Origin of the sequence: Bacillus sp. XF8, from assembly GCF_017498755.1 — a bacterium.
Classification (GTDB): Bacteria; Bacillota; Bacilli; order Bacillales; family Bacillaceae_G; genus Bacillus_A; species Bacillus_A bingmayongensis.
Genome location: NZ_JAGDQK010000055.1, coordinates 1 through 22,897, shown reverse-complemented (window position 1 = coordinate 22,897; position 22,897 = coordinate 1). Strand labels below are relative to the sequence as shown.

Here is a 22,897-nt window from a genome sequence, read left to right as displayed (position 1 = left end):
TTATAACTCTTTGATAAGAGGTGAAAATGATATGGAACATAAGGTGAAGTCCTTATACCGGCAAATTAAAAATAAAGCAATTAGCCAGGAAGAGGCTGTTAAACAAATGGAAAAGATCTTTTCATCAGCTTACACAGCTGAGCCACTGCAAGAATTACAGCAAACCCTGGTAGATATACTCAATGTAGAGATAGAGGATATTAGTGAAGATACGGAATGGTTAGAGTTAGGGATGGATCAGGTGTTGCTTGAGCAATTAGTAGACTGTCTCAATCAAAAGTATCATCTGGAGTTGACACCTGCACAGATTATGGCACAAGAGACTTTAAAAGGGCTGGCTGCTTATATAGCGCAGAATATGAATAGTGCACAAAATGTACCTGTTTTATCCCCAAAAAAAGATCAGTTGGAGATTAAAGCAGTTGATTATCTTAAAAAGTGTTTATCTGCTGTTTTAGAAATGCCGTTAGAACGGCTGGCTGCGGATGCGCCTTTAGAGAATTATGGAATAGATTCAGTTATGATTATGAAGCTAACCCGGCAGCTAGAGGTGCATTTTGGATCGTTATCTAAGACGTTGTTTTTTGAATACCAAACGATTCAAGAGTTGGCTGACTATCTGGTGAAAGCTCATTCACATACGCTGGTTCAAATTTTTGGAATCGAAGAGACGGCGGCTGCAAGGTCATATGACCTACAGTCATCTCTCCCTTTAAAAGAAAGGGATAACTTGGAAAACTATCAATCTGAAACAGTCCCTTTGGCACAGGAGGATGGGATTGCTGTTATTGGGCTGGCAGGTCGATATCCTGGTGCTCAGAATATCAAACAATTTTGGGAAAATCTTCAGAGAGGAAAAGATAGTATCACCGAAATTAGTCCAGATCGATGGGATCATCAGTTATATTTTGATAAGGACAAGCATAAACCTGGCAAGGTTAATAGTAAATGGGGTGGATTTATTGAGGGAGTGGATCAATTTGATCCACTTTTTTTTAATATTTCTCCTAGAGAGGCAGAAGTACTGGACCCACAGGAACGTCTTTTTTTAGAATGTGTTTATGAGACATTGGAGGATGCTGGCTACTCTCGAAAAGCTTTATGCTCCAATGATGCGGTGGGGGTATTTGTGGGCGCAATGTACGAGGAGTATCCATTGTATGGCGCTCAGGAACAAGCTAAGGAGAATGCTCTTGCTCTCGGTAGTAACTTGTCGGCGATTGCCAACCGGGTTTCTTATTTTTTTAACTTGACAGGACCGAGTTTAGTGGTTAACACCATGTGTTCATCTTCATTAACTTCCCTACACCTTGCGTGTCAGAGTATCATGCGAGGAGAGTGTGAACTGGCAATCGCTGGAGGGGTTAATTTATCCATTCATCCCAATAAGTATTTATTGCTTGGACAAGGAAATTTCGCATCGAGTAATGGTCGGTGCCAAAGCTTTGGAACGGGAGGAGATGGCTATGTTCCAGGTGAAGGGGTAGGGGCGGTATTTTTAAAACCTTTAGCTCAGGCGATTCGTGATCGGGATCAAATTTATGGTGTGATTAAAGGCACAGCGATAAATCATGGAGGTAAGACTAATGGCTATACCGTTCCTAATCCAAATGCTCAAGCAAAGGTGATTGAACGAGCTTTAGCACAAGCGAGTGTACATCCACGAACCATCACCTATCTCGAAGCTCATGGTACGGGGACAGCTCTTGGAGATCCTATTGAAATTACCGGATTGAAAAAAGCTTTTAATGCTTATACTACTGATCGTCAGTTTTGCTCTATTGGCTCGATAAAGTCAAACATCGGTCACTGCGAAGGGGCGGCGGGGATTGCAGGATTAACCAAAGTGTTACTACAAATGAAATATAAGAAACGGGTTCCCTCCCTACATGCTGAAGTTTTAAATCCACATATTGATTTTGACCAGACGCCTTTTAAGGTGCAACAAACCTTAGAAGAGTGGGTAAGACCAGTAATTGATTTGGAGGGGGAGGAAAAAGAATATCCTAGACGTGCGGGTATTTCGGCTTTTGGTGCAGGGGGTTCCAATGCCCATGTAGTGGTGGAGGAATATATTCAAGAAAAAGTGATGAACCATCATGGGCAACCTCATCCTGCAATCATCATTCTCTCTGCAAAAAATGACACGGCACTTCAGCAGCAGGTTGAACGTTTACTGGAAGCGATTGATTCTTTTGATGATCCAGATTTAATGGACGTGGCCTTTACACTACAGATGGGCAGGGAGCCTATGGAAGAGAGGTTGGCTTTAACTGCCACCAATATGAGCAAACTTAAGGAGAAATTAACGGCCTTTTTGGATGGAAAAGAGAACAATGAGGTATTTCGAGGGACTGTCCAGTCGGGAACAGAAGCATTATCAATGATATCAGTGGATGATGATATGAAGACCATCATAGCAACTTGGTTACAAAAAGGAAAGTATGATCAATTGTTGCAATTGTGGGTCAAAGGCCTCCAGGTAGATTGGAATATGCTTTATCCTAATGGTACACCTTATCGTATTAGTCTACCTACATATCCCTTTGCGCGGCAAACGTGCTGGTTTTCAGGTGCTGAAAAGGAAGGGGAAAAACTTATTGTCCCTTCATCTAAAAAGTCAGCAGCGAATGGAGAGTATCAGTCCTCTTCTGTGGAAGGATGTATGTATTTGCCGGTATGGGAAGAGGTTCAAGCAGTACCCAATGAACAACAACATCATCAGCAGGTTGTTATCATCTATGAAAAATCAGCAAATGCATTAAAAGATGCAATAATTGATTATTATCATACGGGATCTTCAATACCACGTATCGTACAAATTTGTCTGGGTACCACCACCCGGCGATGTGCCACGGATCAATGGGAATGTGATATTAATGATGAAACTGCTTTTGATCGCTGTCTGTCTGATTGTGCGGCAATTGACGCCCTATATTTTCTAGCGGAGCATGCACCGATGGATCATTCATTTCATCCTAAAGATATAAAACAAAGCCAAATGCGTAATGAGATGCCGCTGTTACGTCTATTGAAAGGATTAAACGATAGTCAACCTACGGAGAAGCCAATTGATTGCTATATTTTGACTTTGGATAACTATACGTTGAGCGAACACCCTGTCAATCCCTATGGTGGGGGCGTTACGGGACTCGTCTATGCAGCGGCACAGGGGGAACATCGGTTACGAATACGTAATTTGGACCTTTCTTTTCATGATATCCAAGCGGTGAGAGCAGATTTTATAAAAAAAGTTGTCAGTGAACCACCATCTCATCGTGGTGAAGTGATTAAGCTAAAGCAGGGACGACGTTATCAACAGGTCTTTTATGAAATGGATAATGTGATGCAACTGAAAACAGAAGGAATTAGGGATAAAGGGGTATATGTAATCGTTGGGGGAAGCGGTACTGTCGGTCGAATTATCACCAGATATCTAATGGCTGACTTTGGGGCTCAGGTGATTTGGATTGGTCGAACATCAGAGAAAGATGAGACAATCCAGGCGAAGTTGGCGGCTTTTCAAGGTAATTCTGGTTCGCTTTCGTATATTCAGGCGGATGTAACGGATGAGGAACAGATGAAGTGGGCAGTACAATGGGTAAAAACACAGTATAAAGTTATTCATGGTGCCATCTTTTCAGGGGTGGTATTTTCTTTTGAAAATACCATTCGTCAAACGACAGAAGCAGAGTTTTTGGATATTCTTAATGTAAAAACAGTAGGAGGTTTATCTTTTTATTCGGCTTTTGCAAATGAGGATTTGGATTTTATGCTTTATTTTTCTTCTGGACAAGCCTATGCCTTCTCAGGTGCTTCTCAATTTTCAGCTTATGCTGCAGGGGTGACTTTTTCAGATGCCTGGGTGCGCAGCTTAAAAAATCGCTCAAACTTTCCGGTAGGTTCAATTAATTGGGGGTTTTGGCAGTCATCAGTAGCAGATACATTTTTAGAAAGTCGCACTAGCGCATTGGAAGACAGGGAAGGCTTTGATTGCTTTGTCTATAGTGTAGAGCTTCTAACAAAAGGTCTACTTGAACAAACTCTATGTTTAAGGCCGACACCTGCCTTAAAGGAAATGATGAAGGTTAAACCTGGGTGCGTAAATATTTATCCTCCGACGACAAAAACTATGCTCCGTTCATTATCTTCGAAGTGGTCGGATAGAGTTTATAAAAGGGAAAATGAAGAGGAAAACAGATTGATAGCTCAAATGGAATCGAGAGTAGTAGATCTACTATTTGTACAGTTGAGCCGTCTCGGTCTCCCACCAAAAGGTATAACGATCAGTATTATGGATATGATCAACAACAGTGGTATAGCGATAAAATACCAGCGCTGGCTGGAGGAGTGTTTACGTATATTGGCAGAGCATGGGTATATTCATTACAAGGCGGATCATGTGACAACAGTTGCGGATGCAAAGTCAATGGAAACGATTTGGATGGATTGGGGCAATGTTTTGTCTGATTATTATGGTAATGAAAGCTGGAAAGTACAGATAATGCTGTTGGACTCTTGTCTTAGAAAGCTACCGGATATCCTGACTGGTCAGGTTTCAGCAACAGATGTGCTTTTTGCTGGTTCATCTGTTCAAAATGTTGAAGGAATTTATAAAGGGAATTCCATCGCCGATTATTTTAATCACACATTAGCTGATGTTGTGGAGACTTATATTCAAAACCGAATTGCCGAGGATCCTCTAAAGCGTATTCGAATTATTGAAGCGGGAGCAGGGACTGGTGGAACGAGTGCCATTGTCTTAAACCGAATTATGGCTTATTCCAAACATGTGGATTATGTCTATACAGATATTTCTAAGTCTTTTCTTTTATTTGCAGAAGAACAGTATGGTACAACTTATCCTAATTTGACTTTTCAAAATTGGAATGTGGAGCAGCAAGCGTCAGCACAAGGGATTGTAGAAGGTTCTTATGATATTCTCATTGCCAGTAATGTACTCCATGCTACCGAAGCTATTCGACACACACTTCAACAAGTGAAAACGGTTCTAAAACCCCATGGGTTAATACTTTTAAATGAAATGACGGAAAAAAATTTATTTGCCACGGTGACGTTTGGTCTGTTGGATGGTTGGTGGCTCTTTCAAGATGAAGATGTGCGCATTGAGGGATCACCACTAATTACCACAACAACCTGGCAAAGAGTAATGGAAGAGGAAGGTTTTAGACAAGTAACCATCTTAGGGGAACAAGGCCCTAACAATGGTCAACGAATTATTGTGGCTGAAAGCGATGGTTGGATTAGGCTGCCTGTGGTACAAAAAGTAAAACATGCAAAAGAGCCTGTAGTATCTACGGATCACATGACTAGGCCACAAGAGGTCACTAAAGTGTATCGTTCGGATAAACAGATTGCTGCTTATGTGAAAGCCACCATGATTGAGCAACTGTCCACCACTCTTAAGGTGAGCAAAGATCGTATCTCAGAGGATGTGGCCTTTTCTGAATATGGGGTGGATTCCATCCTAGGTGTTGCCTTTGTGAACCGATTGAACGAAGCCTTAAAAATTGATCTAAACAGTGCGATTTTATTCGACTATATTACAGTTCACCGTCTAGTGGAATATGTCGCTGATGTATATCAAGAACAAATATTAACCCAATTGTACTCTGAAAAGTCAAAATATTCAAAAGAGAATGGTGAAGACTCAAGACAAGAACAATCAAAGGAGACTTCTATTCAAATTAGTTCAGTAAAATTCAAGTCGATGAAAGATAATACGCAGGCTATCGCTGTAGTAGGAATGTCGGGGCAGTTTCCCGATGCACCAGATGTAAACACCTTCTGGGAAAATCTCAAAAATGGACATGATGCGGTACATGAACTTCCCGCCAACTATCTAAATCAGAGAAAGTATTATGACAAGGTGAAACAGCCGGGGAAAACCTACTGTAAGTGGGGAGGGATTTTAGCGGAGAAGAACGCCTTTGATCCTCTCTTTTTTAATATCTCACCCCGTGAGGCAGCGTCCATGAGTCCTCATCAAAGGCTAGTCTTGCAAGAAAGTTGGAAAGCTTTAGAAGATGCTGGGTATAACCCGAAAAACCTGGCAGAAATGCCTGTTGGGGTGTTTATTGGTGCAGAACCGGCGAATTATTACCATGAATCCTTTACCGGTTCGTCAGACGCCATTGTAGCCTCACGCCTATCCTATTACCTTAACTTGATGGGACCGGCCATGGTAGTGAATACAGGTTGTTCTTCCTCAAGCACAGCCATTCATCTCGCTTGTGAAAGTTTATATAGGGGGGAGACTTCTATGGCTATTGCTGGTGGAGTTTATGCCAAACTGGATACTACTTCACTTGTGGCATTATCTGGTATAGATATGATATCTCCAACGGGGAAATGCTTTACTTTTGATGAAAAAGCAGATGGTACCATTTTATCAGAGGGTGTAGGAATTGTTGTTTTAAAAACGCTTCGTCAGGCTGAAGCAGACGGTGATCCAATTTATGGTGTGATTGTTGGATCAGGTATGAATCAGGATGGAGCTAGTAATGGTATTACCGCTCCAAATGGTTTGGCACAGGAGCGGTTGTTAATGGATGTTTATAAAAAGTATGATATTCATCCTAGTAATATTTCTTATGTTGAAGCACATGGTACAGGTACCAAATTGGGTGATCCTATTGAGGTGAATGCATTGATCCGTACTTTTAAGAGGTTTACATCAAAAGAGCATTATTGTGTTATCGGTAGTACTAAATCTTCTATCGGTCATACTGGTGCTGCTGCTGGTGTTATAGGTTTAATACGGGTACTGTTATCAATGACATATCGACAGATCCCTAGATTAATTAACTTTAACAACTTAAACCCGCTAATTGCCTTGCAGCAGTCTCCTTTTTACATCAACACTGAAACGGTAGAATGGGTTCCTTCTAAGGATAAGCCTTTACTTGCTGCAATAAATTCTTTTGGACATAGCGGAACCAATGTGCATCTAGTGGTTCAGGAGTATCAGCCCAGTGAGATGAACGAGTATAAGAAAGGAGGCACCCTATGTTAATTCCATTATCTGCACGGAAAAAAGATTGTTTACAGGCATATGCTGAGAAGCTATTGACTTTTCTAAAGCGGAAGGAGCAGGAGGGGAAATTACATCACATAAATCTATCATCATTGGCCTATACGCTGCAAACTGGTCGGGAAGCGATGGAAGAACGAGTTGTGTTTCTAGCTAATGACATGAGTGAGCTTATTAGCGCATTAAGGGACTTTTGCGCAGGAAAACCTCGTGCTGGTACCTGGCAAGGCCAACATAAAAAAGGAGGAAGTGCTACTGGGTTACTGAATCAGGACGATGAAGACTTGAAAGAAACGGTGATGCAATGGGTGGCAAAAGGTAAGCTAACAAAGGTTGGTCAGGCCTGGGCAGAGGGTATGGATATCGATTGGGATTCTTTTTATGGTTATGAAAAGCCAGTGCGTATCCATTTGCCGACCTATCCCTTTATTAAGAAGTATTATGAAAAGTGGGAAGACATGGAGGAAACTATGGAAGAGATACAGCAGGTTTCTCTTCATCCATTGCTACAAGAAAATACATCTAATTTTCAGAATATTAAATTTACTTCGATTTTTACTGGTAATGAATATTTTCTTAAAGATCACCTGGTGCAAAATAAGCGAATAATGCCGGGAGTCGCTTATTTGGAAATGGCCCGGGCGGCAGTTGAACAACTGTTTCAACCAGGAGAGATGACTATCCATTTACATAAGATGGTCTGGTTAAAGCCTTTCTTTGTTGAGGACGAGCCACAAAAGATGTGTGTCACCTTATCGACTTCGCAGGATGGCGAGATAGTTTATGACATGCGTCATGATAAGTCGGTTGATGTAATTTATCATCGGGGGCACGCTGTTTTCCATAAAGAACAAGAAACTCCCATACTCGATATACAGTCTCTTAAAAAAGCTTGTAAAAGAAAAGTTTTATCTCGACAAGAGGCATATAAAGCTTATCAAGAGGTTGGGCTAATGTATGGACCAAGTCATCAGGGAATTGAAGCAATATATATTGGGAATGGTCAGGTACTGGCTAGGCTGGAACTTCCTCAGGAGATGCAAGCGACATTATATGATTTTGTATGGCATCCGGGTTTGATGGATTCGGCATTACAGGCGGCATTGGGACTGATGATTAGTGCCGAGGAAGCCTCGTCTCCTCGTATTCCCTTTGCCTTGGAGGAAGCGGTGATTTATGGACCGTGTGCTCCACGTATGTGGTCGGTCATCCAGTATAGTGAAGGAAGCAAAGCAGGGGATGCAGTAATTAAACTGGATATAGATCTTTGTGATGAAGCGGGCCGTCTATGCGCCAGACTAAAAGGTTTTTCCCTTAAAACGATGGATCGAGGGCAGGTAACCCAGGAGGCTGATACGTTGTTATTGGCTCCTATTTGGTATGAACGACCGGTTGATCAGGAGAAGGAGAAAGCACCTTATGAGCAATGTCATGTGCTGTTTTGTGATTTTGAACAAGCGTCTATGACTAAGGTGAAGGAGCACAACATTGATTATCGTTGGTTACAATCAGAAAAAGTGGGAGTTGCAGAACGGTACATTGATTATGCAAATCAGGTTCTCAAGGAATGGCAATCCATGATCCATGTTCACCCTAAGCAACGTCAATTCTTGCAGCTGGTGATTCCCACAGTTGATGATCAACGATCCCTCAAGGGGCTGGCTGCTATGCTGAAAACGGGGCAATTGGAACATCCAAATATCTTTGGACAGTTAATTGAAGTGGATGATTTATCTGATATAGAGGGTATTCTCGAGGGAAATCGGAAATGTCAAGATCAGCATATCCGCTATGCACAAGGGAAACGATGGGTTATGGGATGGGATGATGCTACTTCCCTGGCAACCACTGATACCATCCCTTTTAAAGATGGCTGTAATTATCTGATTACAGGAGGCGCAGGTGGTCTAGGGATATTGTTTGCCAAAGAAATTGCCAATCAGGTTGAACAAGCCACAGTGATTCTTGTAGGGCGCTCTTCCTTAGATAATTGTCAACAAACAACACTCATGACCGTCCCTTCTAACATCCGTGTGGTATACGAATGTGCTGATGTGACAGATGGTAACGCCATTAAAACACTAATAAGCGACATACAACAGCGATATGGTCCTATTCAGGGGATTATTCATAGTGCGGGTGTGGTTCAGGATAGCCTAATTCGTCATAAGACTAAAGCGGAGCTTCAAGCGGTGATGGCAGCTAAAGTGGAAGGCTTAATCCTTTTGGATCAAGCCACACAAAACATTCCGTTAGATTTCTTCCTCTGTTTTTCATCTGGCTCGGCAGTGTGGGGCAGTGTTGGACAGGCAGATTATGCAGCTGCTAATGCCTTTATGGATCACTATATGCACTGGCGCGGTCTTCTGGTGGCAGAAAAACAGCGTAATGGTCGTACACTCTCCATTAATTGGCCTTATTGGAAAAACGGTGGTATGACAATCGATGCATCAACGGAACGGATGATGCTTGGGCAACTAGGTATGACTCCCTTATTAAATGAAGTGGGTATACAGTCTTTTTATCGTGCTTTCGCTTTAGACAAAGCGCAGGTACTCGTGATGGCAGGGGATGCTAATCGGATAAGGAAGCGGATGCTTATCTCTCAAACAGAACCGAAGACGATTCAGGTTGAAATGGACACATCTGTTAGTAAAGCGCAGGTTTCCATTAATCTGCAGGAGCGTATGGAGGCAGCTCTGTTTGATATGGTTTCTCAATTGATCCATGTTGAGATGGATGAGTTAGATGCGCATACGAGCCTTGATGAATATGGATTTGACTCCATTACTTTTTCAGAATTGGCAAATGAGTTAAACCAGTTTTTTCAGCTGGAATTAATGCCTACCATTTTCTTTGAGCACAATACGTTGTATGATTTGGCAGGCTATTTGAGTCAAACGTATTACGCTGTTTTAAAAAAACATTTTGAGCAAGTGAAAATTACTGAGCCACAGCCTTTGCCAGTAGTGACTGAACAGGTGGCGAATCCTCCACTTCGCTCTTCTCCAGAAAAATTTGAGGAGCGGATAGCAGCGAAGTCTCCAACTAGACAACGACAAGAAAACAACGATATCGCTATTGTTGGAATGAGTGGAATCTTTCCAGGGGGAAAAGATTTAGATGACTTCTGGGAAAATCTTGTAAAAGGCAAGGATTGTATAACAGAAATCCCAAGAGATCGCTGGGATTGGCGGGAATATGCCGGTGATCCTGCCAAAGAGATGAATAAAACCAATGTAAAATGGGGTGCTTTTATTGACAGGGTTGATCAGTTTGATCCGCTGTTCTTTGGTATTTCCCCACGTCAAGCTGAGTTAATGGATCCACAACAACGTCTGCTTATGATGTATGCTTGGAAGGCTATTGAGGATGCAGGATATGCACCAAAGCGCCTTTCTGATACAAAGACAGGCATTTTTGTGGGAATGGGATATAGTGGATATGGCAGTGTGATTAAAAAGGCAGATTCAGCGCTGGAGGGCTATTCAGCTACTGGTATGGCAGCAGCTATGGGACCTAATCGTATGAGCTATTTTCTTAATGTTCATGGACCAAGTGAACCAATCGATACGGCTTGTTCCAGTTCGTTGGTGGCAATTGATCGTGCCGTAAATGCTATTCAAAACGGGTATTGTGATGCAGCAATTGCAGGGGGAGTCAATCTTATTTTGACGCCAGAATTGCATATTAGTTTTAGCAAGGCCAATATGTTGTCAGAAGATGGTCGATGTAAAACTTTCTCAGACAAAGCAAATGGCTATGCACGTGGGGAAGGAATCGGCATGATTTTTCTTAAGAAACTGGAAGATGCTGAGCGTGCAGGAGATCACATTTATGGAGTCATTAAAGGGACAGCTGTCAATCATGGTGGACGTGCCAACTCATTGACAGCTCCTAATCCTAAGGCACAAAGGGATCTGCTGATTAATGCCTATCAAAAAGCGGACATCGATCCTCGAACAGTCACCTATATAGAAGCACATGGTACAGGAACCGAACTTGGTGATCCTATTGAGATCAATGGCTTAAAGGCTGCGTTTGCCAATCTGTACGCAGCGACAGGTGAGCCAACATTGAAAGGTACACATTGTGGATTGGGGTCTGTTAAATCGAATATTGGGCATTTAGAACTGGCAGCAGGAATTGCTGGTGTGATTAAATTATTGTTGCAACTTAAACATAAAAAACTTGTTAAAAGCCTATATTCAGATGTGCTAAATCCTTATATTCAACTAGAAGATAGCCCTTTCTATATAGTGCAGAGTAACCAAGAATGGGCAGCCATTAAAGATCAAGAGGGTAACGATCTCCCACGCCGTGCTGGTGTTAGTTCTTTTGGTTTTGGCGGCGTTAATGCACATGTGGTGATTGAAGAGTATATCCCACCTAATGCTGCATCTACTGATAGTTGTGTTTTACCTTCCGTACCAGTTGTGATCCTCTTATCAGCGAAAGATGAGAGCCGGTTAAAAGAGCAGGTCCAAAACTTATGGTTGAATATTTGTAAAGGGAAATATAGTGATGCGGTTTTATCTGATTTGGCATATACATTGCAAGTTGGGCGCGATGCGATGGAAGAACGATTAGGTCTGTTGGTAACGTCCATTCAGGATCTCAGTGAGAAACTAAAGGATTATTTAGATGGAAAACAGGGGATTAGTGGCTTGTACAAAGGGCAGGTCATCAAGCAAAAGGGACCGATTACCACCTTACAGGGAGATGATGATTTTCATGAAACATTATCTCATTGGTGGCACAAAGGTAAATACCAAAAGTTAGTTGACATGTGGGTGCATGGAATGCCTGTTGACTGGGAAAAGCTATATGCCTCAAAAAGACCAAAACGTATTAGCCTTCCTACTTATCCCTTTGCAAAGGAGCGTTACTGGGTTAAGGGAGCGGAGGAAGCGCAGGCTGTGAATGAAAAATTTATAATAGAGAAAAAGATTTTATGTAAAACATGGTGTCTAGACCTCGTTCAAGAAGAAAGTAAACCATTGACAGGAAATTTAATTGTTCTTATTACTTCTTCAACTTTTCAGATGATTAAGCCTATGTTGGAGAATCGTGATTTGCATATTATCCCAGTTATACATGGTGGAGTGGAAAATCACGGAGTGGCAGCTGATTTTTATAGTCAGGAGGCAGGGGAGGCACTCTATCAACAACTCAAGGAGATAATTGGAGAAACCTCCTTCCAAGGAATGATTGATCTAACAGCTTATGATGAAGCTTATGAACAAGATACTCGGATTGAATGGGGAAAAATAACCTTTTTACAAAATCTGATTGCTCACCATCGACAATCTAATTGGAAGGTGATGCAAGTCACTTATGGTCTTCAGTCTTGGAATATGAAGCAACCGACCTTGCAGGGAGCCCGTCTTGCTGGGTTATATCGAATGTTGGGAGCCGAATATAAGCAAGTATCATTTATTACCATGGATAGTGATTGTACTCCTGATGAACCACATCGTCTTTGGGAACAAGTGAAGGAGATATTCTATCAAAAGACGGGGATAACTGAGTATTGTTATCGCCAGGGCCAACGCTTTGTGCCTGAAATGATGGAAGTAGAAAAACCAGAAGAACTGGCTATAGCAGCTTTTAAGGAAGAAGATGTGATTTTAATCACTGGAGGCTCTAGAGGGATTGGAGCAAAAATTGCGGAACGAGTTGTAAGTCAAGGTGTTAAACATCTTGTGATTATGGGGCGAGAGGTTTTGCCAGATCAGTCGATGTGGCCTGAAGTCCTTGCAAAGGAGGCGAACAGTCGCCGTGCCCATAAGATTCGTCATATAAAATCTCTTATAGATCAAGGTGTTCAGGTGCATTATGATCATACTCCATTAACGGATTCTGAAGGTTTAAGGCTGATGGTAAACAAAATTCATCAACAGATGGGCCCTATAACCGGTGTATTTCATTGTGCAGGTGTAAAAGGAGAAAATCCTTCCTTCATTAAAAAAACAATTCAGGAAATGCAGGCAGTTTTCGAGCCCAAAATAGCAGGATTAACTAATCTGCACCAAGCATTGGGAGAACAACCGTTAGCGTTTTTCTTACTTTTTTCATCAGTCGCCAGTGGCGTTCCTTATCTAGCAGTGGGTCAGAGTGATTATGCAATGGCCAATGCCTATATGGACTTTTATGCTGCTTATCAAGTCGGCAAAGGACAGAACTGTTTTCAGTCCATCCAGTGGCCAGCATGGAAAGAAACAGGTATGGCTGCAGGTGGTATGGAAACCCTAGCCTACGTGATGTCCGGGTTGCAATCCCATACTACTGCGGATGGTTTACACATGATGGAGATGGCACAGCAACTTAATGAGTCAGTATGTATGCCGTCTGTTATTGATCCTGTAAGCTTTACATTGGATCAACTTCTCTATATAAAAGGGCCAGTATCCTCACTTCCAACAGAAATAAGAAAAGAGGGGGCTGAACAAAGGAAGAGAGGAACGATTCCAGAAGAGCGCATAGGAGTGAGGCAATGGTTACAGCAGCTTTTCAAAAAAGAACTAAAGTTGACAAAAGTTCCAAATGAGCAGACTTCCTTTGCTGAATATGGGGTGGATTCCATCATCATTGCCCAAATTGTGCAAATTATGCAGGAAGAGATTGGTCAGACGCTACCACCTTCCTTATTATTGGAGCATGATACCATTGCTGCTTTAGCTGATTATCTAGCGGAACATCATAGTGGGTCTTTTCAGACGCTATCGGTAACAAAAGTAGATAAGGAGGTAGAAGTGTCAACAGAACCATCTGTTTCAGACAATCTTGTGCCACAACAAGAAGATATAGCGGTTGTGGGTATTGCTTCGCGATTCCCAGATGCACCAACTAAAGAGGCCTTTTGGCAGTTACTTAAACAAGGAAAGAGTGCAATACACCCTGTACCGAAAACACGTTGGATTTCTAAAGATGGACGGCGAGATTATGGAGGATGGATTACAGGTATTGACCAATTTGATCCTGACTTTTTTCACATTAGTCCAGCTGATGCTGCGATAATGGATCCTCAGGCACGCTTACTTTTGGAAGAAAGTCTTAAAGTGATCTATGATGCTGGCTATGATTATCGTGATTTGCGTGGAAAAGCGGTAGGCGTCTACGTTGGTGGACGCTCACAAACAGTAGCGCCAGTGGATCAAGTTTTACAATCTGCCAATCCTATTTTGGGAATAGGTCAAAACTATCTCGCCGCCAATATATCTAAGTTTTTTGATTTTAGAGGACCAAGTCAGGTTATGGATACTGCCTGTTCCTCAGGTATGACTAGTTTACTTATGGCAGTAGATGCTTTGCGTGCTGGACGAATTGATATGGCGTTGGTTGGAGCTGTCAGCTTATTGTTAAGTTCAATAGCCCATGATGTCTTTGCAGCTCGAAATATCTTAAGTGAAAATGGTAGGTTTGAGATTTTGGACAAACAGTCGACTGGGGAGATCTTGGGAGAAGGCGTTGGTGTAGTAATGGTTAAGAGGTTATCGGATGCTATCCGAGATGGCAATCACATTTATGGGGTAGTTAAAGGTATTGCCGTCAATAATGACGGTCGTACACTTGGGCCAGGCTCTCCTAGTTTACAAGCTCAGAAACAGGTGATGAGAGAAGCGTTGGAATTAAGTGGTAAGAGACCGGGGGATATTGGATATATTGAGATGAATGGAGGTGGAACACCTATCATGGATTCTATTGAAATCAAGGCCTTATCAGAAGCTTATAATCTTACCGATCAGGAATTGGGAAAAGTCTATCTAGGAGCTACAAAACCGCATATTGGTCATTTGCTTTTGGCATCTGGAATGGCTAGTTTTATTCGTTGTCTTTTAAGTGTTTATCATGGGGAAATTCCACCTTTCCTTTCTGCTAAGAATCCTTTTGATCACTATGATTTTGCTCGATCGCGCATTCAGTTTAACCGAGAATCAGTGACCTGGTCAACGTCAGCTAATTTAAAACGGACAGCTGCTTTAAGTTCATTTCCAGATGGGGGAACTAACTATCATGTCATTATTGAATCTTTTACTCCTAACAAGAGTAGTTCGCTTTCGCCAAAAGCGCCTCCGGTTTTACAGAATAGACAGATCACGGGAATAACTTGTATGGACGAAGTTAAGCAGGATGATGTGCAACTTGCAGGGAATGTTTGGGGGGAGATTCGATGAAAAAAGTGTTTCGTCTAACGTTAACGATGGACCATTCCATCATACAGAATCATACGGTATATGAGCAGCCATTGCTCCCTGGTCTTGCCTATATTGATCTCTTGTATCAATTGGCAGGCCGGTTAGGTTTGGGGTATAGAGATTACATGTTAAAGCGTTTATCCATCTTAAATCCCTTAACAGTTAGCGCTGATAGGCCTGTTCCGCTGGCGATTACTTTTGAGGAAACGGACTGTTATTGGCAAATACGTGTGGAAAGTGAATATCAAAACGAACAAGATAATGTAGTGTATATTACGGTGGAGTTACATCCTGAAACGGTCGACTTTAAGGAGAATATTGATCTGAAAGGGCTTCAAAAAGCTGCCATCAATCATTTTAATTTAGATAAAGTGTATGAACAAGCGTGTGGACAGGGACTAGTCCATGGAGGAGCTATTAAAGCACAAGGTGATGTCTATGAGGATGATAATGGAATCCTTATTGCTATTGAGGTGAATGAGGCTCATAGGTATGAGGCTGATCGGTATTTGTTTCATCCCGCTTTAATTGATGGTTCGGCCATGGCAGCAGGAGCGCTTTGGAAACAGTCGGGTCAGGGGGATGACCTCTTTCTGCCTTTACATTATTCCTCATTTTATTGCATAGAACCTTTACAGACACAAGGATATGTAAGGGCGCTTGCTTCCTCGGTGAAAAAGGTAAATGATATTTGTAGCCTGGATATGTTTTTTTATAATGAGGAGGGAAAACAGATTGGACAACTTCTGGGGATTACCAGTAAAAAAATAAGGGAAAAAGGGCAAATTAATGATGCTTTACAAGAACGGATTCGACCATCCCTTAAAACAAAAGAGGAGATAGCAGCAACAGATCAACCTGAACAACAGCCAGAAGCGAATGGGAGAGAAGCGACATTTAAGCATTTGTTGCAGGATATTTTTGCTCGTCATATGCATATATCGATGTCAGAAGTTCGCCCAGATAAGGGCTATTTTGAGCTTGGATTGCAGTCTTCTCAGCTATTAGCTGTCATGCAAGAAGTAGAGTCTGAGTTGGGGGTGGCGCTCAGCCCTACTTTATTATTTGAGTATACAACGATCCGAGAGTTGGCACGTTATCTTGCTGAACATGTTACTTTGCCGCTTGGTTGGGAGGAAGTAGAAGACGAAAGAGAAGTAAAGGGGAGGAAAGTTGATGATCCTAAACTGTTAACTAAAGCGGCCCAAAAGGTAACTGATCAGGAACTGGATGGAGATATTGCGATCGTTGGTATGGCGGGGCGCTTCCCAGGTGCCGCTAATATTGCGGAGTTTTGGAGTAATTTAGTAGATGGAAAAGATTGCATTACAGAGGTACCACCATCTCGCTGGGACTGGAAGCAATTTAGCCATCTTACTTCCCCATCGGGAAAGCCTATTTCTCGATGGGGCGGCTTTATTGATGATGTCGCTTGTTTCGATCCGTATTTCTTTGGCATTACCCCGCGGGAAGCAGAAATCCTTGACCCTCAGGAACGTTTATTTTTGGAGGTGTGTTGGGAGTGTATAGAAGATGCGGGATATGTTCCGCAAACATTGACCACCAATTCGGGCGATAATCAGTCGCGTCCTGTTGGGGTGTTTGTAGGCGTGATGCACAAAGATTATACCCTGATTGGGGCGGAAGCGGCAGCGAAGGGGATACCTATACCACTTTCACTTAATTATGCGCCGATTGCTAATCGGGTTTCATATTTTTGTAATTTTAGTGGCCCTAGCATGGCCATTGATACAGTCTGTTCTTCCTCACTGGTCTCAGTCCATCTGGCGATCGACAGCATTCGTAAAGGAGAAAGTGATGTTGCTTTAGCTGGAGGAGTAAACTTATCTCTTCATCCCAATAAATACCTAACCTACGGAATGGCAAATATGCATGCCTCAGATGGTTATTGCCATTCCTTTGGAAAGGGTGGGGATGGGTATGTGTCCAGTGACGGAATTGGTGTGGTGTTGTTAAAGCCTTTATCCAAAGCAATACAAGATAAGGACAATATTTATGCTGTTATTAAGGGAAGCGCTATAAATCATGGAGGGAGAGCTAGTGGTATTACAGTGCCTAATCCAGTGGCACAAGGGGATTTGATCGCCTCCTGCCTTACTGAGGCCAAGATTGATCCACGAACTATCAGTTATGTAGAAGCGCATGGAACAGGCACCTCATTAGGTGATCCTATTGAAATTCAAGGGTTAATCAGAGCTTATCGACAATACACATCGGAAAAGCAGTATTGTGCAATTGGATCGGTTAAATCGAACATAGGTCATGCAGAATCAGCAGCTGGTATTAGTGGTTTAATTAAGAATGCATTGCAACTTTATCATAAAACGTTGGTGCCCTCATTGCATTCTGAAGAACTCAACCCCTATATTCAATTTGACGAATCTCCTTTTTATGTACAACAACAAACAGAAGGTTGGAAGCAACCCACTATCACGCAAGGAGATGAAACAATTACATTGCCGCGCAGGGCAGGACTAAGCTCTTTTGGTGCAACAGGCACCAATGTGCATATCATTATGGAAGAAAGTCGCATCCCTATACAACAGAAGGTATCACAGCAGAAAGTGTTGGTGCCACTTTCTGCTAAAAGTGAAGAACGCCTTATGGCTTATGGGCAGAAATTGCTGGACTACCTCGATCAGCAAAAGGATGATGAACGTCTAAATATGGAAGATTTAGCCTATACGCTTCAAGTTGGTAGGGTGCCATTGGAGGAACGGGTGGCTTTCATTGTAAAGGATCTTGATAGCTTTAAGCAGAAGCTGGAAAGCTTTTTATCGGGTGAAGACAAAAAGCCGGGGATTTATCGAGGGCGTATTCAACAAAAAGATGAGTTGCTCGCACTGTTAACCGAGGATGAAGATGGACAAGATGTGATACAAAAATGGCGGCAAAAGGGCAAACTCAATCATATTGCTCGTTTATGGGTTAGCGGTATGGATGTGGATTGGCATAGTTTTTATTCATCAGATCAGCCGCTCCTTCGCTTAAGTTTACCAACGTATCCATTTACACGAGAGCCTTTCTGGATTCCAAATGTCCCTTATGATACCGAGAAGACTACATCTCTTCATCCATTACTGCACCAAAATATTTCGGATTTTTCTGGGGTGCGATTTAGCTCGCGTTTTACAGGAAGAGAGCCGCTTCTAATGGAGTATATGGTCAAGGGACAACCAACTTTACCTGTTACTGCTTTTATTGAAATGGTCTATAAGGCTATCCTTCATGCAGGTGGAGAGGAAATAACTGAAATAACACAAGTGATGCTAAACAAGATGGTCTGTCTTGATCCATTTTTGATTAACAACTCCCCACTCGAGGTTCAATTGCGATTATTTATGGATGAAAAAGGTAGTATTCATTTTGTGATATCCAGTGACACCAAATCAGCGGAACCTATTTGTCAAGGGGAGGCATTTATCCGTTTACCACTGGAGTCGCCAACTATAGATATTCAATCATTGATCGCCAATAGCCAGGAAATGGACAAAGACTTAGAGGAGTTGTTAGGTTCCGTGGGAATGGTATTTGGCCCAGGCTATCAAGTTATAGAAAAGGTGTATCAGAGAGCGAATCAGTTGGTGCTAAAAACTCGTCTACCTCAAGAGGCTAAACAGTTGCAAGAACATTTGATCACACATCCTATTCTGCTAAATGCGTCTTTACAAGTTGCTTGGGCTATTTTAGGAGTTGCAGATTATCAAGATAAGCCATTTTTCTGGCAGAGTGAAACCATTGAATATTTTCATGTGGATAGGGCTGCCTGGGTTGTAATCGCGCCAAACGACCAACAAGGGAAATGGGATATAGAGGTTTGTGCAGCGGATGGAAGTGTCTGTATGCGTATGACCGGTATTCATTGGGTAAATAAAGATGGCTATCATGTGAAGGAGACGGATGTCTTATCGATTGGTGATGAGGTGATGATGGTATCTTCAACCTATGAATCACAAATGGATAAATTACAGCGTTTATTACCAAATATTCCTTCGCCGGTTATTGCTCAGATTGATACGCCAAAAAGGTAGAAGGAGACACAGTGAGAATACGAGAGGTTGATATTAAATCACCAGGATTTCAATCAGTTACCCAGAAAGAGACGTCAAACGAGGAATGTAGAATGTCTATCGATACTCAAATAATCATAGTTTTGAGGCGGTAGATATGCAGGCATGTATTGCTACATAGTCAATACATGCTCCTAAATTTATATATATTTGTATAATTGTTGAGGCACCCAACCATTTTTAATATGGTGAGGGTTAGGGTCAAGCGATATGAAGAGAGCACGCTAATCGTCAATGATGTGATTTTTTCATAAGTCAGGAGGATTGGATATGGTAGAGTTGGAACAGCTGTTTTGTGAACTGCTCTGGCGACAGTTGCAGTCCATGGGTCTATTTACAAATAAACATTTTGATATAACAGATTTAGCGGAACAGCATGGATTGCGTGAAAATTATAAGCGGTGGCTAGAAGTGAGTATCGGCTTTTTAGCTGAGAGTAAGTATCTAACTTGGAATGGTCAAATGGGCGTTGTAATTGATCCTACTCCACGCTCGATAGATATTGTTTGGAAAGAATGGGATGAACAAAAGCAGTCTTGGTTAGCGGAAGCTAATACAAGAGCACAGGTGGTTTTAGTCGAGACGATGATTCGCTCGTTGCCAGACATCCTTACAGGAAGGAAACTGGCAACGGATATTATGTTTCCAAGATCTTCCTTTGATTTGGTTGAAGGGATCTATAGAAACAATGTCGTGGTCGACTATTTTAATGAGGTTCTGGCGACCATGCTAGTAAACTATTGTGATTTATTACGCCAACAATATCCAAACGTCAAAATAAATATATTGGAAATTGGGGCAGGAACTGGCGGTACCAGTGTGGGTATCTTTGAAAAATTAGCTCCCTACCAGGATGTGATTGGAGAGTATTGCTACACGGATATTTCCAAGGCTTTTTTGTTTTCTGCGGAAAAAGCTTTTTCTACTGATTATCCGTATATAACCTACCACACGCTTAATATAGAGTTGCCTATTGAACAACAGGATTTTCAGCTGGGAATTTATGATATAGTAGTGGCGGCAAATGTACTTCATGCCACTCGAGATATAAAGAGTACCCTTGCAAATGCAAAATCCCTATTGCGTAAAAATGGTTTGCTATTAATCAACGAAATAAGTCAGCTCTCCCTCTTTACGCATTTAACCTTTGGTCTTACTGATGGCTGGTGGTTGTACGATGATGCTAGTATACGCATTCCTGGCTGTCCGGGTTTGTATCCTGATACTTGGAAAAAAGTATTGGAAGAGGAAGGATTTTGTTCTGTTTTATTCCCTGCCCAAATGTCCCATAATTTAGGACAACAAATTATTGCTGCGGAAAGTGACGGTGTGATCAGTTTAGCGAAAGCGCCGGTTGAATCTTTGCAGAAAAAGAAACAGCAGGGAAAGAAAAAGGTTATGTCATCAAGCTCACTATCTACCACAGGGGTGGAAGAGTATATTGCCGATGTAGTTCTGAAGCAGGTGGTTGATGCTCTCAAAATGAATAAGGAAAAGGTAGATAAAAACCTATCTTTTGCAGAGTACGGTGTTGATTCCATTATTGGTGTACGCCTCATCCAATCGCTGAATGAGGCCTTGGGGATCGAATTACAGACGACAGATTTGTTTGACTATACCTCAGTTAAGCTATTAACAGATTATATTACGTCAAATTATAAAGAGGAAATTGCCGCAAAGGTTGTAGTGGATCAATCCCAAGAAAATCATAAGCATACAGAACAGGTGGTCACTTATCCTCCTACTCTTAAAATCAAGACAAACGGTTATGTCAAACAAGTAACAATTCCAACTAGCCAGTTGGATCAAGCATCTAATAGTAAAGTGCCAATTGCCATTATTGGGATGAGTGGTCGTTTTCCAAAAGCTCCGACGGTGGATGTTTTATGGCAACAGCTTATTAAAGGTGAAAATTTGGTGGGCAAGGTGACACGTTGGGATTTATCTCAATATCATGCAGAGGGTGAAGCATATTGTAATTATGGAGCCTATTTGGAGGATATTGACCAGTTTGATCCGCTTTTTTTTAATATCTCAGGCATGGAAGCTACCTATATGGATCCGCAACAACGGCTGTTTCTGCAAGAGGCCTGGAAAGCGATGGAAAATGCTGGATATGTTGGCGAAAGTGCTAAAGGAAGTCGCTGTGGTGTTTATGTTGGCTGTGGTGGCGGAGATTATACTTCCTTATTTATGGACTCACCTCCGCCGCAAGCTCTGTGGGGAGCTTTAAATTCAGCGATACCTGCCCGAATCGCCTATTTATTAAACCTAAAAGGGCCAGCGGTTGCTGTTGATACAGCATGTTCCAGCTCCTTGGTAGCACTACATATGTCCTGCCAAAGTTTATGGTCAGGGGAAACGGAGATGGCGCTGGCAGGTGGTGTTTATATTAATAATACACCTCAGTATCATCTTTTAGCAGATAAGGCAGGAATGCTATCGCGAGAGGGGAGATGTTTTACTTTTGATGACCGTGCTGATGGGATGGTGCCGGGTGAGGCGGTGGGAGCGGTAGTGCTCAAGCGTCTCGATGATGCCATTCGGGATGGAGATCATATTTATGGTGTCATTCGAGGTTCAGGTATTAATCAAGATGGTACGACGAATGGGATTACGGCACCTAGTCTACGATCACAGCAGCAATTGGAAGAGGGGATTTATGAAAAATTTGATATTAATCCGGAAGAAATTCAGATGGTAGAGGCGCATGGCACAGGGACTAAATTAGGGGATCCTATTGAGTTTCATGCCTTAAACCGATCATTCCGTTCCTATACGGATCAAAAAGGTTATTGTGCTCTTGGTTCCATTAAGACCAATATTGGTCATACACAGTTAGCTGCAGGGATATCAGGTCTAATTAAAATTCTATTGTCATTATCACATAAGCAAATACCACCATCACTTAACTTTGAGAAAGAGAATACCAATATTCAATTAAAGGACAGTCCATTTTTTGTGAATACTGAGTTAAAAGAATGGGAGGTCAAACCAGGAGGTAAACGGCGTGCCGCTCTTAGTTCCTTTGGAGCTACGGGTACCAATGCACATATGGTAATTGAAGAGGCACCTGAGATGATTCGGAAGCACCCAGAGAAGCCAACTTATCTTTTTGTCCTATCCGCTCGCACTGAGGAGCGTTTATATAAACAGGTAGAGCAATTTATCACTTATTGTGAGCAACCAGTGGCTACAGATTGTGGTAATATCAGCTATACCCTTTTATTTGGCCGTCAACACTTTAAATACCGTCTTGCCTGTGTGGCTCCAGATTTAATAGCTGCCCGACAAGCTTTATTATCCTGGGTTCAGGAGGGATGTCTAGACGGCATTTATGTCGGGGAAAATCAAGAACAAAGAGAAAAGATGACCTTTAAGCAGTTGGGAAATCAATGTATTCGTCAGTGCCAATTGTCCGATACAGAGTATATGGAAAATCTTGCAACGGTGGCGGATTTGTTTGTTCAGGGATACGAATTGAATTATTCAGATTTGTTTGCGGATGGGCAATATAGCCGGGTGCCACTGCCTACCTATCCTTTCGCTCTAGA

General features: G+C 42.1%; 4 protein-coding genes and 2 pseudogenes. All 6 read left to right on the top strand.

The annotated features are described in order from the left end of the window. Positions 1 to 31: 31 nt before the first annotated feature. Positions 32 to 337: pseudogene (locus J4P91_RS29935) on the top strand (acyl carrier protein); the annotation flags it as partial. A gap of 78 nt (positions 338 to 415) precedes the next feature. Further along, positions 416 to 2,566 (top strand): annotated as a pseudogene (locus J4P91_RS29820) (beta-ketoacyl synthase N-terminal-like domain-containing protein); the annotation flags it as partial. A gap of 99 nt (positions 2,567 to 2,665) precedes the next feature. After that, positions 2,666 to 7,036 carry an SDR family NAD(P)-dependent oxidoreductase gene (locus tag J4P91_RS29815; protein WP_374192067.1) on the top strand — a complete coding sequence of 1,457 codons (4,371 nt, stop codon included), beginning with the start codon at positions 2,666 to 2,668 and terminating at the stop codon, positions 7,034 to 7,036. Next, positions 7,030 to 15,231: an SDR family NAD(P)-dependent oxidoreductase gene (locus tag J4P91_RS26080; RefSeq protein WP_207996388.1), complete on the top strand. Its 8,202-nt coding sequence runs from the start codon at positions 7,030 to 7,032 to the stop codon at positions 15,229 to 15,231. The genes J4P91_RS29815 and J4P91_RS26080 overlap by 7 nt, the downstream gene beginning before the upstream one ends. Continuing rightward, positions 15,228 to 19,304 carry a beta-ketoacyl synthase N-terminal-like domain-containing protein gene (locus J4P91_RS26075; protein ID WP_207996387.1) on the top strand — a complete coding sequence of 1,359 codons (4,077 nt, stop codon included), beginning with the start codon at positions 15,228 to 15,230 and terminating at the stop codon, positions 19,302 to 19,304. The genes J4P91_RS26080 and J4P91_RS26075 overlap by 4 nt, the downstream gene beginning before the upstream one ends. A 309-nt stretch (positions 19,305 to 19,613) precedes the next feature. Then, positions 19,614 to 22,897, top strand: a 3,284-nt coding sequence (locus tag J4P91_RS26070) for a beta-ketoacyl synthase N-terminal-like domain-containing protein (RefSeq protein WP_207996386.1), incomplete at its 3' end; no start/stop codon positions are given.